Genomic DNA, 13,924 nt, shown 5'->3' with positions numbered 1-13,924 from the left:
CGTCTCGATTTGATCAGGGCAGGGGAGAGCGGCGCCAGGCGCCGCGACGGAAGGTGGGAATCAGCGCAGCACGCCCGGCAGGCCCGGGGCCTGGTTGAGGGTGCTGCGGCTGCTGATATCGAAGCTGCGCTGCTTCTTTTCCTGCGGCGTGGCCGCGACTGTTCCCTTCAGGCCATAGGCCAGGGTGCGGTTGCCGGCCAGTGCATCGGCCACCACCAGGCGTGCGGCCGAACTGGGTACCAGGTCGACGTTGATGACGTCGGCCGAGGTGCCGCCGATGGAAATGCCCGGCTTGGCCTGCAGGGTGCCGGCGTCGCTGTCGCCAACGGTCAGCGCCAGCGAGACATCGTCGAAGGTCATCGGCATCGAGCTGAAGTTCTGCAGGCGCAGGGCCACGGTCCAGTTGCCGTCGGCGCGCACGGTCAGCTGCTGCAGGCTGGCCGCCGGTTCCGAAACACGCTTGACGATGCCGTTGCCACAGGCGGCAAGGGCGAGGGTACTCAGGACGATCAAGGCGATACGGAAACGGTGGAGCATGGGCGCAGGTCCTCTGGAGGCGGTGCGTTGGAATAAGCATACTACGGCGTATGGTCGTTTGGATCGCCTGTGGCGACCCGTCGCAGAGGGTAGCGCGTGAAGATGGCGGCTGGGCGTGCGCAGCGCTGGATCTTCGGGCGCTCGGTGCGCGTGCGGATTGAATTGCAGTTCAATCGGCAGGCGTATCGCGAAGCGGGGCCATCAGGCGCAACGGGGCCAGGTCGTAGCCCATGGCTTCGGCTTTTTCTTTCAACTGTTCGAACCGGGCGCGCTCCATTTCCGGCAGGCGCGAGAGAATCCACAGGTATTTCCGGTCCGGTTCACCGACCAGCGCCCACTGGTAGTCCGGGTCCAGTGCCAGCACCCAGTAGTCCGCCCAGACCAGTGGCACCCAGCTCAGCCAGTCCGGAACGAAGCGCACCTGCAACTGGCCTGGATGGCCGGCCACCGGGCGTGCCACGCCTTCAGCGACCACGCGTTCGCCGTCAGCGTTGCGGCAGGCATTGGTGACACTGATGCGGCCATCGCGGCGCAGCCCGTAGTTGGCGGTGATCTCGCCGACGCATTGCTTCTGGAACGACACCGGCAGGTGCGCGATCTCGTGCCATTGGCCTGCGTAGCGATCGATGTCCAGACTGTCGACCGCCCGCAATGGCTCGGCGGCGATCACCGGGGCGGCGGCCAACAGCAGGCAGGCGAGCAGGGTGGGGCGCAGTTGCATCGGCAGGCTCCGGCAGGAATCTGCAGCGTAGGTGCCGCGCCGGCTACCGGTGTAAATGTTTCGTCAACCAAACGGCGGTGGCCTGGCATGGATCGACGCCGTGGAAGGGGCCAGCGCCAGGTAGATCCACGCCATGCGTGGATGGCAGGTCGCAGGCAAAAAAAAGACCTGCATTTCTGCAGGTCTCTGAAGATGGTGGCCGAAGACGGAATCGAACCGCCGACACGGGGATTTTCAATCCCCTGCTCTACCAACTGAGCTACTCGGCCAAATTGTGTGGCGACCGCGGTGAATGCGGTTTCCGGAAAAAAAAGACCCGCATTTCTGCAGGCCTTCGAAAGTGGTGGCCGAAGACGGAATCGAACCGCCGACACGGGGATTTTCAATCCCCTGCTCTACCAACTGAGCTACTCGGCCACATGTTTCGTAGCAGCGAGGTCGCTGCCAAGGAGGCGTATATTACGGAGGTCGGCAGTCTTCGGCAAGCGTTTTGCCAAGAATTCTTCACATTGCCGTCTGCGCGCCTGCAAGTACTTGATCCGCCGTCGAGGTGCAGGGCGGGAAGGGCCTGGAATCGATCCGGGCGCCCCGGCGCGATCCTGATCATCCCCTGTGGCGGAAATCAGCAGGCCGCGGTGATCGGCAATGCCGCAACGGCAAGGCCTGTGTCGGTGCCGCGTCTGGGCGGGCGATGGAACGCTGTTTTCGTGGCCGTTTCCGGCGATCGTTTGCTGGCCTCGCGTCCGCAGGGCGCGCCCACGGCAGCCGACTTCCGCCTTGAACAGGCGACACTGCCGGCCTTGGCGAAGGGTGAGGTGCTGCTGCGCAACCGCTACCTGTCGCTGGACCCGTACATGCGTGGACGCATGGACGAGGGCCCCTCGTATGCCGCGCCGGTGGCCATCAATGCGGTGATGGAAGGCCAGACCGTGGCCGAGGTGCTGCAGTCGAAGGCAGACGGCGTGTCGGTGGGTGACCTGGTACTGGCGCCAGGCGGATGGCAGACCCATGCGGTACTGCCGGGCAAGGCACTGGGGCGTCGCCTCGATCCGGCCGGGCTGCCACTGAGCACGGCGCTGGGCGTGTATGGCATGCCCGGATTCACTGCGTATTCCAGCCTGCATGAGATCGCCCGCCTGAAGCCGGGCGAGACGCTGGTGGTCGCGGCCGCGACCGGTCCGGTGGGCGCAACTGTTGCGCAGCTGGCCAAGCTGCAGGGCGCGCGCGTGGTCGCCATCGCCGGTGGTGAAGCCAAGCGTGCCTACCTGCAGACGCTGGGCGTGGACGTGGCGCTGGATCATCGTGCGGCCGACTTTGCCGAACAGCTGCGCGCGGCGGTGCCCGCGGGCATCGACGTGTATTTCGAGAACGTGGGTGGGCACGTGCTGGATGCGGTGCTGCCGCTGCTCAACGACTTCGCCCGCATTCCGGTGTGCGGCACCATCGCCACCTACAACGAACGCGGCGTTGAACAGCCCGGGCCGGACCGGCTGCCAGCGCTGTTCAGCCAGATCCTGCGCCAGCGCCTGACCGTGCGCGGTTTCATCGTGCACGACTTCAACCATCTGTGGCCGGACTTCGAGCGCGAGATGCCGCAGTGGCTGCGCGAGGGCCGCATCCAGTACCGCGAGGATGTGGTGGAAGGGTTGGAGAATGCGCCGGAGGCGTTCTTCGGGCTGCTGAAGGGGCAGAACTTCGGCAAGCTGGTGGTGAAGCTGGATTGAGTGTCCGCCGGGCATGGCCCGGCGCTACCGCCGGGCGTGCCGACCAAGGTCGGCACCCACTTCAGGCAGTCGAGGCCTTTTCCCGGCGCAGCAGTTCGCGCTTGCGCGCCACGCCCCAGGCGTAGCCGGACAGGTCGCCGTCGCGGCGTACGACGCGGTGGCAAGGGACGGCCACCGCCAGTGGATTGCTGGCGCAGGCGCGAGCCACCGCACGGCTTGATCGCGGGGCGCCGATGCGCGTGGCGATGTCGGCATACGAGGCGGTCTGGCCACGTGGGATCTGCTGCAACGCCTGCCACACGCGCTGCTGGAAGGCGGTGCCGCGGATATCCAGCGGCAACGTGGCGCCCCGCGTCGGGTCCTCGACCAGACCTACCACCTGTGCCACCAGTTGTTCATAACCGCTGTCGGCACCGACCAGCTTGGCCTGGCGGAAGCGGTGCTGCAGCGATTGCAGCAGCGCTTCCGGATCGTCGCCGAGCAGGATCGCGACCACGCCGGTGGCACTGCTGGCCACCAGCACGCTGCCCAGTGAGCTTTCGGCAAGCGCGAAGTGGATGACTTCGCCGCGCCCCCCTGCGCGCCATTGCTTCGGGGTCATGCCCAGCAATTTCGGTGCGTTCTCGTAGAAGCGCCCGCTGGAACCGAAGCCGGCATCGTGGAAGGCATCGGTGATGCGTTCCTGCTGTTGCAGCCCAGTGCGCAGGCGGTCGGCGCGCAGTGCCGCAGCGTACTGCTTCGGGGTCAGCCCGGTTGCCTGCTTGAACAGGCGATGCAGGCGGGTCGGGCTGCAGCCTGCGATGTCGGCCAGTTCCTGCAGCGAGGGTTCGTCGAGGCTGGCCTGCAGGTGGCGGCAGACCCGTTCGACGCGGGCGTCGGTGGTGGGGGAGGCGGTGCTGTCCATGGGCGGATTCTGGCACGTGCCGCAGCCACGAAAACTCCGTTTCCTGCACTTGCCAGCGAGGCCCGGAAACGGAGTGTTGGCAGTCCAGAGGCAGGGCATCGTTGCGGCCACTTCACAACGGATGCCACGACCATGCGCCTGAACAACAAGATCGCACTCATCACCGGAGCCAGCGCCGGCATCGGCCGCGCCAGCGCGCTGCGCTTCGCTGCCGAAGGGGCAAAGCTGGTGCTCAACGCACGGCGGCCGGAGCCGCTGCAGGCGCTGGCCGAGCAGATTCGCGCTGCCGGTGGCGACGCCGTGGTGCATGCCGCCGACGTCGCCGACCCGGGCACGGCGCAGGCGCTGGTCGATCTGGCCCAGCACTCATTCGGCGGCCTGGACATCGCTCTCAACAATGCCGGCATGCTCGGCCCGGGCGTGCCGGCGGCGGAGTTCCCGGTGGACGCCTGGCGCGAGGTGATGGCGACCAATCTGGATGCCGCCTTCCATGCTGCACGCGCGCAGTTGCCGGCACTGCTGGCGCGCGGCGGCGGCTCGCTGGTGTTCGTTGGCACGTTCGTTGGCCACACCGTGGGATTCCCGGGCATGGCGGCCTATGCGTCGAGCAAGGCCGGGCTGATCGGCCTGAGCCAGGTGATCGCCGCCGAGTATGGCGCGCGCGGCGTACGCAGCAACGTGTTGTTGCCTGGTGGCACCGATACCGAAATGGGCCGGCAGGCCGCACCGACCGGCGATGCCCGCGACTTCGTGCGCTCGCTGCACGCACTGAAGCGCATGGCCGAGCCGGAGGAGATCGCCAACGCGGCGCTGTTCCTGGCCAGCGATGAAAGCAGTTTCGTTACCGGTACCGCGATGCGCGTGGAGGGTGGGGTGTCGATCACGCGGACCTGAGTGGGGTTACGAGCGTGGTACGTAGCGGAGGCCGCTGCTGGCCACGAAGCCCTTCGGATCGAACCGGGCCCAGGCTTCGCCCCAGTCGAACCGCGCGCGGCCACCCGCCAGCTTGCGGCCCAGTGCCGCGCCCAGCGTGCGGCACATGAAGGCGGCTCAGAGTGCGGTCGGTGTGATCTGGTACGTCCCATCACGGGTGAAGCCGAGCCGCAGCTTGAGACGGTCTCCAGCGACAACGTCGAAAGCCGCTTCGCGCATATGCGCGGTACGGCTCACGATGCCGCACACACCGGTGCCCGCTGGGCCGGCACCCAGGATGTGCTTGCCCGAAGGGATGTACACCGTCATGGTCTGCCCATTGTCCACGTGTGCTGCCACTTTGCCATCGACGTAGAAGGCGACAGGACACTTTGATCCGGCCAAGCCAACATCCCGGGTCACGATGACCGTTCCGGTGTCAGTGTCGGGCTGGGCGTAGGCGAAGATCTGACTGGCCGGGACGGGCTTTGCCACCTCTGTCGCGATGGGGCGGGTGGCCGAACAACCAGCGAGCAATGCGACGACGGCGGCAGCTGCAAAAAATCCCTTCATGAGTGCTCCTACGGTAGCGATGAGACGTCGTGGTGGCATTTCACGGCATTATCACGAGCCCGACGCCAAACAAAAAGCCCCGAGGAGACCCTCGGGGCTTTTTGTTTGCTTATGAAGTGGTGGAGCCAAGGAGGATCGAACTCCTGACCTCGTCATTGCGAACGACGCGCTCTCCCAGCTGAGCTATGGCCCCACGGCAGGGTTTCAGTGTAGCGCTGCCTGCCGGGCTTGCCAAGCGCCGGGCCGGGACGGTGGTCGCGCCGCGTCGGCTACCGCCCCTGACCGGTTCAGGACAGGGCCCGGCGCAGCAGCGCGCCGGCACGACGTGCTGCCACGTCGGTGCTGGCACTGACCGCGTGCAGGTGGATGCAGGCGTGGATCATCCCGGGCAACCGCTCGAGCGTGCAGTCGACACCTGCCGCCTGCAGCAGCCGTGCGTATTGTTCGGCCTCATCACGCAGCGGGTCGTGCTCGCAGCTGAGCACGGAGGCCGGCGCCAGCCCATGCAGATCCGTTGCATGGGCAGGCGAGGCCAATGCCGGCGGTGTGGCCGGATGACCGAGATAGGCCTGCCAGCAACGCTGCATCAGTTCGGCGCTGAGGTAGTAGCCAGTGGCGTAGTCGCGGTAGGAATCGCTGCCCATCCTGGCGTCGAGTGCCGGGTACAGCAGCAACTGGTGGCACGGTTGCGGCAGGCCGAGATCGCGCAGCAGCAGGCAGCACGCGGCGGCCAGATTGCCACCCGCGCTGTCGCCGCCGATCGCCAACCTTTGCGGGTCCAAGCCAAAGCGTTCGGCGTTGGCCTGCAGCCACGACCAGGCGTCGGCAACGTCGTGCAGCGGCAGCGGGAACGGGTGTTCCGGCGCCAGCCGGTAGCCCACGGCGACAATCACGCAGCCGCTGGCATTGGCCAGCGCGCGGCAGGGGCCGTCATAGACCGCCAGCGAACACTGGAACCATCCGCCGCCATGCGCGAACAACAACGCCGGTGCCGGTCCATCGGGCAGCCCTTCCGGTGTGTAAAGGCGCACTTCCAACGCGTGGCCGTCGCGTGCGATCACCGCATGCTCGATCACATGCGCAACCGGCTGCGGCGCGCCCTGCAGCTGAGGCAGCGCGCTCTCGCTGATCGCACGCAGCTCGCGCAGGTCCTCCGGCAGCGGATGGGCCGCAACGGCATCGACGAACTGCTGCAGCGCGGGTTCAAGCTGCATGGCGCGCCTCCTGCAGGAACGGCAGCAGCTGCGCCAGGAACGCCTGCGGCGCTTCTTCCATGATGAAGTGGCCGCAGCCCGGCACGATGCTGCCGCGCACGTTGTCGGCATGCGGTTGCAGGGTCAGCATCGGCGCATCGGCGGTGGCGTGCTCGGCGCCGATGGCCAGCACCGGCATCGCCAGCCGGCGTTGCGCACGCTGCTTGTTCTGGCGGATGGTTTCCGGAATCGCGCGGTACCAGGCAAAGCCGGCCCGCAGCGCGCCGGGGCGGCTGTAGGCGGCGATGTAGGTGTCGGCGGCCACTGCATCGCGGCGATACGACCAGCGGTCGAACATGAATTCCAGGTAGGCGCGCTCGCGACCGCTGATGAGTGCCTCGGGCAGGTCGGCCACCTGGTTGAACATGAAATGCCAGAGGAAGATGTTGTCGGCCGGTGCGGCGAAGATGCCCGGTTCCGGCGCCAGACCTGGAATCACCGCTTCGGTCACGGCCAACTGGCGCACGGCCTGTGGCTGGTCGCTGGCCAGTGCATAGGCGATCCACATGCCGATGTCATGGCCAACCACCTGGTAGCGCTCGTGGCCCAGCGCCCGCATGGTCTGGTGCAGCACGGCGGCGGCACTGCCGGTGTCGTAGCCGTGGCTGGGGCGATCGGATTCGCCGATGCCCGGCGGATCGACCGCGATGGCTTCGAAACCGGCCTCGGCCAGGGCGTGGAGTACGTGGCGCCAGGCATACCAGGTCTGCGGCCAGCCGGGAATCAGCAGCACCGGCTCACCGCGGCCGGCGGAGACGCAATGCACGCGCTGGCCATCGATGCGCAGGTAGTGGTGGCGCAGGGCGTCGTCGCCGGCAGCGCCAGCGGGAAGGGAAGTCGTCATGGGGGAGTGCTCCGTGGGGGCTCAGGCGATGCCGAGCATGTGCTGCATCTGCGCGGTGCTGATCGGTGCACCGGCGAAGTCGTCGAAGATCTTGTCGGTGACCGGAATGATGTGGTCGCGGATGAATGCAGCGCCTTCGCGTGCACCGGCTTCCTGGTCCTTCAGGCAGCACTCCCACTCCAGCGTCGCCCACCCCTGGTAGTCGTACTGGGCCAGCTTGGAGAAGATCGACTTGAAGTCGACCTGGCCATCGCCCAGCGAGCGGAAGCGACCGGCCCGTTCGGTCCAGTCGGCGTAGCCGCCATAGATGCCCTGGCGGCCGCTGGGACGGAACTCCGCATCCTTGACATGGAACATGCGGATCAGCGGGTGATAGATGTCCAGGTACTCCAGGTAGTCCAGCTGCTGCAGCACGAAGTGGCTGGGATCGAACAGGATGCGGCAGCGCTGGTGCTGGCCGACGCGTTCGAAGAAGCGCTCGAAGCTGGTGCCGTCATGCAGGTCTTCGCTGGGATGGATCTCGTAACAGAGGTTGATGCCGTTGTCCTCGCAGGTATCGAGGATCGGCCGCCAGCGGCGCGCCAGTTCGTCGAAGGCGGCATCGATCAGGCCCGGCGGGCGCTGCGGGAACGGGAAGAGGTAGGGCCAGGCGAACGAGCCGGAGAAGGTACCCATGTCCTGCAGGCCCAGCCGGCGGGAGGCACGGGCGGCCAGGTGCAGTTGCTGCTGCGCCCATTCGCTGCGCGCCTTCGGGTTGCCGCGCAGTGCTTCCGGCGCGAAGCCATCGCAGAGTTCATCGTAGGCCGGATGCACCGCCACCAGCTGGCCGAGGATGTGGGTGGTGAGCTCGCTGACCTGCAGGCCGTGCTCGGCCAGGGTGCCGCGGATGTCGTCGCAGTAGTCCTGGCTGTCGGCGGCAGTGGCCAGGTCGAACAAGCGTGCATCCCAGGCCGGGATCTGCAGTGTCTTGAAACCGTGGCCAGCGGCCCACTCGGCAATGCTGGCAAGTGAGTTGAACGGGGCCTGGTCGCCGGCGAACTGCGCCAGGTGCAGGCTGGGGCCCTTGAGGGTCTGCATGTGTTGCTCCAATTGTTTGTCGATCGACAAAGAATAGGCGCGACCCTCGCGATGGTCAACACCCGCGTTACACTGCGCGCCTCACTGGAGCAGGCAGGCAGATGGCAGGGCGACCGCGCGAATTCGACAGGGACCAGGCGTTGCGCAAGGCGATGCTGCTGTTCTGGCAGCACGGCTACGAAGGCACGTCGATGTCGGCACTGGTCGAAACGCTGGGCATTGCCTCTGCACGCATCTACGCCGCGTTCGGCAGCAAGGAGCAGCTGTTCCGCGAAGCCGTTGCGCTGTACGAAGAGGGTGAGGGTGGTTTCGCGCCGCGCGCGCTGGAGCAGGCCACGCTGCGCGAGGCGATCGGGTCCATGCTGCGCGAGGCGGTGCTGACCTACACCCGTCGTGGGCGTCCGCATGGCTGCCTGGTGGTGTCCTCGGCCAGCAGCGTTTCGCCTGACGGCGAGGGCGTGCGGGACTGGTTGGCCAGCCATCGTCGCCAGCGCACGGCGGCGATCATCGCGCGCCTGCAGCAGGCGCAGTCCGAAGGGGAGCTGGCCGGCGATGTGGCGGTGCAGGCACTGGGCGATCACTTCGCTACGGTGCTGCACGGCATTTCGGTGCAGGCCCGTGACGGGATCAGCCGCGAGCGACTGCTGGCGATGGTCGATGTGGCGTTGGGGCCGCTGCCCTGAGTCAAGCCTTCAGGGCGTGCGGAATGCCCGGCGACTGTGCCGAAACCGCTTGTTTCGCCGGGTTTGGGGGTCGCGCAACGAAATCGTAACAATTTGGGGGATAATGGCCGCTTGCGCAGTTTTCCCCCTTTTTGCCGCCCGGCCCGCGCAGGCCGCACGGACGCCTCCTCAGAGCATTGCATGCCCTCCCATACCGATTCCCGCCGCCTGTCGGGTCTGTCGTCTTCCCTTGTTTCCTTCCGCCGCCACCCGCTGGCCTTGGCCTGTGCCGGCCTGGCCCTGGTCGGCAGCTTCGGTGCCGCCGCGCAGGACAGCGCGCCGACCCCGACCGGGCTGGACACGATCACCGTGACCGCCGAACACCGCGAGCAGAACCTGCAGGAAGTGCCGGTCTCGGTGGGCGTGGTGCAGGGCGAGCGCATGCGCGACTTCACCGCCGGCGGCGATGACACCCTGCTGGCGCTGTCCGGCCGCGTGCCGAGCCTGTATGCGGAAACCACCACCGGCCGCATCTTCCCGCGCTTCTACATCCGTGGCCTGGGCAACATCGACTTCTACCTGGGTGCCTCGCAGCCGGTGTCGATCATCCAGGACGACGTGGTGCTGGAGCACGTGGTGCTGAAGTCCAACCCGGTCTATGACGTCGACCAGGTGGAAGTGCTGCGCGGCCCGCAGGGTTCGCTGTTCGGCCGCAACACCACCGCCGGCATCGTCAAGTTCGACACCCTGAAGCCGACCCAGGATTACACCGGCCGCGTCAGTGCCAGCTATGCGACCTATAACAGCGTGTCGATCGACGGCGGCTTCGGCGGCCCGATCAACGACATCGCCTCGTTCCGCGTGTCGGCCCTGTACCAGCACCGCGACGACTACGTCGACAACACCTACCGCGGCCCGAGCGCCGACGGCACGGTCAGCCCAAAGAAGAACGCCATGGGCGGCTTCGATGACCGCAACGTACGCGCGCAGCTGCTGCTGACCCCGAGCGACCAGTTCTCGATCCTGGCCTCGGCCCACGCCCGTGATTACGAGGGCACCTCGACCCTGTTCCTGCGCGGTGCGCTGACCAAGGGCTCGAACAAGACCGACGTGCCGCGTGACAAGGTCGCCTACGACGAAGCCGACAACAACCCGCAGGCCTACAAGACCTACGGCGGTTCGGTGAAGGCGCGTTATGACTTCGGCGCGATCGACTTCACCTCGATCACCGCCTACGAAACCACCTCCGGCTACAGCCGCGGCGACACCGACGGCGGCGCCGCGGTGAACTTCCCGGTCAACGGCGTGCCGAACGGCTACGGCCAGTCGATGGGCCGCATCCGTGACCTGGACCAGTGGACCCAGGAATTCCGCCTGGCCAGCCATGATGACAGCGCCCTGCAGTGGCAGGCCGGTGCGTTCTACTTCAACGGCAGCGACACCACCGACTTCTACCAGCGCGCGTGGTTCCTGCAGGGCGCGGCCCGCAACCCGAACAACTGGGTGCGCCTGCGCAACAAGAACACCTCGTGGGCCGGTTTCGGCCAGCTGAGCTACGCCTTCACCGACAAGTTCACCGTCACCGCCGGCCTGCGCCAGACCAAGGACGAGAAGCACACCCGCCTGCTGAAGACCGCGGATACCGCTGCCGGCGTGGTTACCTACAAGGGCCGCACCGACGTCAGGATGTCCGACACCACCCCGAGCTGGGATCTGAGCGCGATGTACCAGATCACGCCGGACGTGAGCGTCTACGCCAAGGTCGCGCGTGGCTTCCGTGGCCCGACCATCCAGGGCCGTTCGGCGGTGTTCAATGCCGATTTCACCACCGCCGATTCCGAGACGATCCTGTCCTGGGAAGCGGGCGTGAAGAGCAGCCTGTGGGACAACCGCCTGCGCCTGAACGCCACCGCGTTCACCTACACCGTCAACGACATCCAGCTCAACGGCAACGATTCGGACGGCAATGGCGTGCTGTTCAACGCCGACAAGGCCAAGGCCTACGGTTTCGAAGCGGACATGGAGCTGCGCCCGATCCCGAACCTGACCCTGAGCGCCGGCCTGAGCCTGCTGCACAGCGAGATCAAGGACAAGCGCGTGTATGCGCAGGTCTGCGGCCTCAACGGCCAGGTGGTGTGCACGGTGAATGACCCGACCATCAAGGTCGGTGCCAACACCTTCGCCCAGATCGACGGCAACCCGCTGCCGAACGCGCCGAAGTACAACGTCAACCTGGCCGCCCGCTACGACTTCCCGGTCAGCGACGCGGGCACCATGTTCGTGTCCACCGACTGGAACAAGCAGGGTTACACCAGCTTCGTGCTGTACGACAGCAAGGAGTTCAACTCCAAGGGTGACTTCGAGGGTGGCCTGAAGATCGGCTACTCGGGCAACTACGGTGCCTACGAAGTGGCGCTGTTCGCGCGCAACATCACCAACGAGAAGAACCTCAAGGGTGTGATCGAGAACTACATGGCCGCGGTCTACAACGAGCCGCGCACCGTGGGTGTCTCGCTGAACATGAACTGGTAATGCGCTGTCGCGATGGCGGGGCATCCCGCCATCGCACTGCTGGAATGCAAAGGGCGGCCCGGTGATCCGGGCCGCCCTTTTCGTTGCTTCAGACTGCAGTGAGGTTGCTGTCCTGGCTGCGCTGGCCGAAGGTCAGGGCCCAAGTGGCGCTGTCCACCTGCTGCCGGTCCTGTTCCTGCTGCTTGCGTGCGCGGCTGGCACCGAACCAGCGGCCTTCGCCGTTGATCAGCGGTGCCATGCGTACCACGTCCACATACTCCGGATCGATCTCGCTGGCACGCTGCAGCCAGGTCAGAGCGAGGAATGCATTGGCCGGGACGCCGTTACCGAAGTGGTAGATGTCGGCCAGATAGCCTGCGGCCCACAGCTTGTCGTCGTCGTCGCCGCGCCACCACAGTGGAATCAAGGCGCGTTCGACCGCTTCGCGCTTGTGCGCGTCGTTCCGGCCATCGAATGCCAGGCAGGCCAGGTTGCGGCAGGTTGGGCCCCACACGCGCTCGCCGGCCTCGGCCTCATCCAGGCAGCGCAGGTACAGCTCGCGCGCACGCGCTTCATTCTCCGCGCCGCCTGCGGCGACGAGACGGACGGCCAGGTTGTAGGTGGCGATCAGGTCGCCGCCTTCCACCGCACGCTCCTGCCAGTAGGCGGCCTTTTCCACATCGGCGAACTGCGGTTGGTCGCGGCCACCGAGGCGGCCCTTGTACAGGTCGCACAGCGCCGACATCGCGCCGGCGTCGCCATCGTCCGCCATGCGCTGCAGCAGCGACAGGCCTGCGGCTTGCGAAACATCACAGAACAGATTGGCGGCGAACGTCACCGCCGAGGTGTCGTCCTGCTGCGCAAGCTTCAACGCGCGCTGCAGCAGGACACTGGCGCGTGTCGGGTCGCTGGCCTGGCCGAGCAGGCCATGCTCGATGGCGGTGGCGGCCCAGAGCAGGCCGATCGCCGAATCGCCTTCGCGCGCGGCATAGTCCACCACCTGTGCGAACAGTGCTTCGGCACCGTCGACATGGGCGAACCAGGTGCAGGCCTCCAGGTTGCCGAGCCCCTCATGCAGGACCACATCGCGGTCCAAGGTCCATGCCTGCTGCAGATCTTCAAGCACCGCCTGCATGTGGTCCGGATCCCACTGCACGACGCCTTCGCTGTCTTCAACGCGGCCAAGCCGGTAGCGCAGCCCGGCGCGCTGGGCCAGCACCTGCGCGCGCAGGTGGCGGTCCAGGTGCCAGTCGAGGATCTGCGTGTAGGCGCGCTCGTGCGCGGCCACGGCCTCAGCATCCTCACGGTGGGGCAGATCGCCCATCCAGTCCTGCTCCTTGTGCCACCGCAGCGCGTTGCTCTGCGCCAGTTCCAGGCCACGGCACCAGCCACCCTCGATGAAGTTCTCCATCGCCTCATGGCTGCCGCCCCAGCGCGGGTACAGGAAGTACAGGGTGTCTTCCAGCGTGGCCAGATCGTCCGGGCGCTGCTCCAGCACCAGGCGCATCCAGTACGCCAGTGGTGCGTCGAAATCGTCCTGGCTGCGCTCGCGCAGCAACGGGGGCAGCGTATCCGGCAGCGTCTGCAACGGCGTGCCGAAGCGCGACAGCAGCTGCAATGCCTTTGGCCAGGCTTGAGGGTAGTGCTCGGCCAGCGTGGCGTCATCGGATGCGGCGGGTTCCCCGGCCTGCAGCGCACGCAGCCAGTTCGGTTCGCGCAGGTAGCTGGTGATGCGCTTGATGCCATCCAGCGCCAACGCAGGTCGTGGCGACAGCGGCATCGCCTGCAGGTAGGCGTGCACGGCATGGTCGCGGGCCAGCTGCGCCGCCAGCCACTGGCTGTCTTCGACCAGTGCGGCAACATCGGCGCTGCGCAGTTCGCCGGCAGCGTCCTGCCAGCAGGCGCCCAGGCAAAGCCAGGCGTAGTAGCTGCCGGGGGCGGCCGAGGCCCACTGCTGGGCCTGTTGCAGGCGGGCTTCCAGCGTCAGCGTGGCGTCGTGCAGGTTGCGCAGCCGCCAGCGGATGCCGGGCAGCGCATTCTCTCCCTGCAGCCAGGCCAGCTCATGTGGAGCAAGCAACGCATCCAGTTCGGCATAGCGCCGTTCCTGCAGCGCAGTGCGCGCCTGCACGCGCCAGGCAAGGTCTTCGGGGGAAAGCCCGTCTTTTGCAAATCCGTTTGTCATTGCTGCAATCCAGCGAGTACGAGG

At 66.8% G+C, this 13,924-nt stretch carries 13 protein-coding genes and 3 tRNA genes; 4 read left to right on the top strand and 12 right to left on the bottom strand.

Features of this window, described 5'->3' with window-relative positions; translation table 11 throughout:
* Nucleotides 1–60: 60 nt before the first annotated feature.
* The 4 genes from AC5P5S_RS02470 to AC5P5S_RS02455 form a co-directional block, all read right to left on the bottom strand.
* Complete coding sequence (locus AC5P5S_RS02470; protein WP_049430351.1) at nt 61–537, bottom strand: LEA/WHy family protein; 477 nt, start codon at nt 535–537, stop codon at nt 61–63.
* A 169-nt stretch (nt 538–706) separates the two neighbouring features.
* Nucleotides 707–1,258 carry a lipocalin family protein gene (locus tag AC5P5S_RS02465; protein WP_062606481.1) on the bottom strand — a complete coding sequence of 184 codons (552 nt, stop codon included), beginning with the start codon at nt 1,256–1,258 and terminating at the stop codon, nt 707–709.
* Between the two features lie 193 nt (nt 1,259–1,451).
* Nucleotides 1,452–1,527, bottom strand: a tRNA-Phe gene (locus AC5P5S_RS02460).
* A 72-nt stretch (nt 1,528–1,599) separates the two neighbouring features.
* Nucleotides 1,600–1,675: transfer RNA gene (locus AC5P5S_RS02455), tRNA-Phe, on the bottom strand.
* 290 nt (nt 1,676–1,965) lie between these two features.
* Between AC5P5S_RS02455 and curA the strand changes: the two genes are divergently transcribed.
* A complete protein-coding gene (gene curA, locus AC5P5S_RS02450; RefSeq protein ID WP_062606483.1) occupies nt 1,966–2,982 on the top strand; it encodes an NADPH-dependent curcumin/dihydrocurcumin reductase in 1,017 nt (338 codons plus the stop codon).
* Between the two features lie 61 nt (nt 2,983–3,043).
* On the opposite strand, the gene AC5P5S_RS02445 is transcribed toward curA, so the two are convergent.
* Nucleotides 3,044–3,886 (bottom strand): bifunctional transcriptional activator/DNA repair enzyme AdaA, encoded by an 843-nt coding sequence (locus AC5P5S_RS02445; protein ID WP_062606486.1) that lies wholly within the window; start codon nt 3,884–3,886, stop codon nt 3,044–3,046.
* Between the two features lie 132 nt (nt 3,887–4,018).
* On the opposite strand from AC5P5S_RS02445, the gene AC5P5S_RS02440 reads away from it, so the two are divergent.
* Entirely contained in the window at nt 4,019–4,780 is a 762-nt protein-coding gene (locus tag AC5P5S_RS02440; protein WP_062606487.1) for an SDR family oxidoreductase, read from the top strand.
* A gap of 6 nt (nt 4,781–4,786) precedes the next feature.
* On the opposite strand, the gene AC5P5S_RS02435 is transcribed toward AC5P5S_RS02440, so the two are convergent.
* From AC5P5S_RS02435 to AC5P5S_RS02410, 6 genes are all read right to left on the bottom strand, one after another.
* Complete coding sequence (locus AC5P5S_RS02435; RefSeq protein WP_176394336.1) at nt 4,787–4,927, bottom strand: hypothetical protein; 141 nt, start codon at nt 4,925–4,927, stop codon at nt 4,787–4,789.
* Between the two features lie 9 nt (nt 4,928–4,936).
* Nucleotides 4,937–5,371, bottom strand: coding sequence for a hypothetical protein (locus tag AC5P5S_RS02430; RefSeq protein WP_062606489.1), 435 nt, complete (start codon nt 5,369–5,371; stop codon nt 4,937–4,939).
* A gap of 117 nt (nt 5,372–5,488) precedes the next feature.
* Nucleotides 5,489–5,564, bottom strand: a tRNA-Ala gene (locus AC5P5S_RS02425).
* Between the two features lie 94 nt (nt 5,565–5,658).
* Nucleotides 5,659–6,585, bottom strand: a complete 927-nt coding sequence (locus tag AC5P5S_RS02420; protein WP_062606492.1) for an alpha/beta hydrolase — start codon at nt 6,583–6,585, stop codon at nt 5,659–5,661.
* Entirely contained in the window at nt 6,575–7,468 is an 894-nt protein-coding gene (locus AC5P5S_RS02415; protein WP_062606494.1) for an alpha/beta fold hydrolase, read from the bottom strand. The genes AC5P5S_RS02420 and AC5P5S_RS02415 overlap by 11 nt, the downstream gene beginning before the upstream one ends.
* Nucleotides 7,469–7,489: 21 nt before the next feature.
* Nucleotides 7,490–8,545: a sugar phosphate isomerase/epimerase family protein gene (locus AC5P5S_RS02410; protein ID WP_062606496.1), complete on the bottom strand. Its 1,056-nt coding sequence runs from the start codon at nt 8,543–8,545 to the stop codon at nt 7,490–7,492.
* Nucleotides 8,546–8,646: 101 nt separating this feature from the next.
* Here AC5P5S_RS02410 and AC5P5S_RS02405 point away from each other — a divergent pair, with 101 nt between their 5' ends.
* Together AC5P5S_RS02405 and AC5P5S_RS02400 are read left to right on the top strand one after the other, a co-directional pair.
* Nucleotides 8,647–9,228 (top strand): TetR/AcrR family transcriptional regulator, encoded by a 582-nt coding sequence (locus tag AC5P5S_RS02405; protein WP_062606498.1) that lies wholly within the window; start codon nt 8,647–8,649, stop codon nt 9,226–9,228.
* Nucleotides 9,229–9,408: 180 nt separating this feature from the next.
* Nucleotides 9,409–11,739 carry a TonB-dependent receptor gene (locus AC5P5S_RS02400; protein WP_062606499.1) on the top strand — a complete coding sequence of 777 codons (2,331 nt, stop codon included), beginning with the start codon at nt 9,409–9,411 and terminating at the stop codon, nt 11,737–11,739.
* 88 nt (nt 11,740–11,827) lie between these two features.
* On the opposite strand, the gene AC5P5S_RS02395 is transcribed toward AC5P5S_RS02400, so the two are convergent.
* A complete protein-coding gene (locus AC5P5S_RS02395; RefSeq protein ID WP_043035607.1) occupies nt 11,828–13,900 on the bottom strand; it encodes a DUF4034 domain-containing protein in 2,073 nt (690 codons plus the stop codon).
* Between the last annotated feature and the right edge of the window lie 24 nt (nt 13,901–13,924).

The sequence above is a fragment of the Stenotrophomonas sp. YJH_SMC_54 genome, from assembly GCF_059368435.1.
This window is presented reverse-complemented; position numbering and strand designations above follow the sequence as displayed.

Coding starts and splice junctions, on each gene's coding strand:
- AC5P5S_RS02405 (WP_062606498.1), top strand. CDS start 8,647: ATGGCAGGGCGACCGCGCGAATTCGACAGGGACCAGGCGTTGCGCAAG.
- AC5P5S_RS02440 (WP_062606487.1), top strand. CDS start 4,019: ATGCGCCTGAACAACAAGATCGCACTCATCACCGGAGCCAGCGCCGGC.
- AC5P5S_RS02465 (WP_062606481.1), bottom strand. CDS start 1,258: ATGCAACTGCGCCCCACCCTGCTCGCCTGCCTGCTGTTGGCCGCCGCC.
- AC5P5S_RS02395 (WP_043035607.1), bottom strand. CDS start 13,900: ATGACAAACGGATTTGCAAAAGACGGGCTTTCCCCCGAAGACCTTGCC.
- AC5P5S_RS02430 (WP_062606489.1), bottom strand. CDS start 5,371: ATGAAGGGATTTTTTGCAGCTGCCGCCGTCGTCGCATTGCTCGCTGGT.
- AC5P5S_RS02470 (WP_049430351.1), bottom strand. CDS start 537: ATGCTCCACCGTTTCCGTATCGCCTTGATCGTCCTGAGTACCCTCGCC.
- AC5P5S_RS02415 (WP_062606494.1), bottom strand. CDS start 7,468: ATGACGACTTCCCTTCCCGCTGGCGCTGCCGGCGACGACGCCCTGCGC.
- AC5P5S_RS02420 (WP_062606492.1), bottom strand. CDS start 6,585: ATGCAGCTTGAACCCGCGCTGCAGCAGTTCGTCGATGCCGTTGCGGCC.
- AC5P5S_RS02435 (WP_176394336.1), bottom strand. CDS start 4,927: ATGTGCCGCACGCTGGGCGCGGCACTGGGCCGCAAGCTGGCGGGTGGC.
- AC5P5S_RS02410 (WP_062606496.1), bottom strand. CDS start 8,545: ATGCAGACCCTCAAGGGCCCCAGCCTGCACCTGGCGCAGTTCGCCGGC.
- AC5P5S_RS02445 (WP_062606486.1), bottom strand. CDS start 3,886: ATGGACAGCACCGCCTCCCCCACCACCGACGCCCGCGTCGAACGGGTC.
- AC5P5S_RS02400 (WP_062606499.1), top strand. CDS start 9,409: ATGCCCTCCCATACCGATTCCCGCCGCCTGTCGGGTCTGTCGTCTTCC.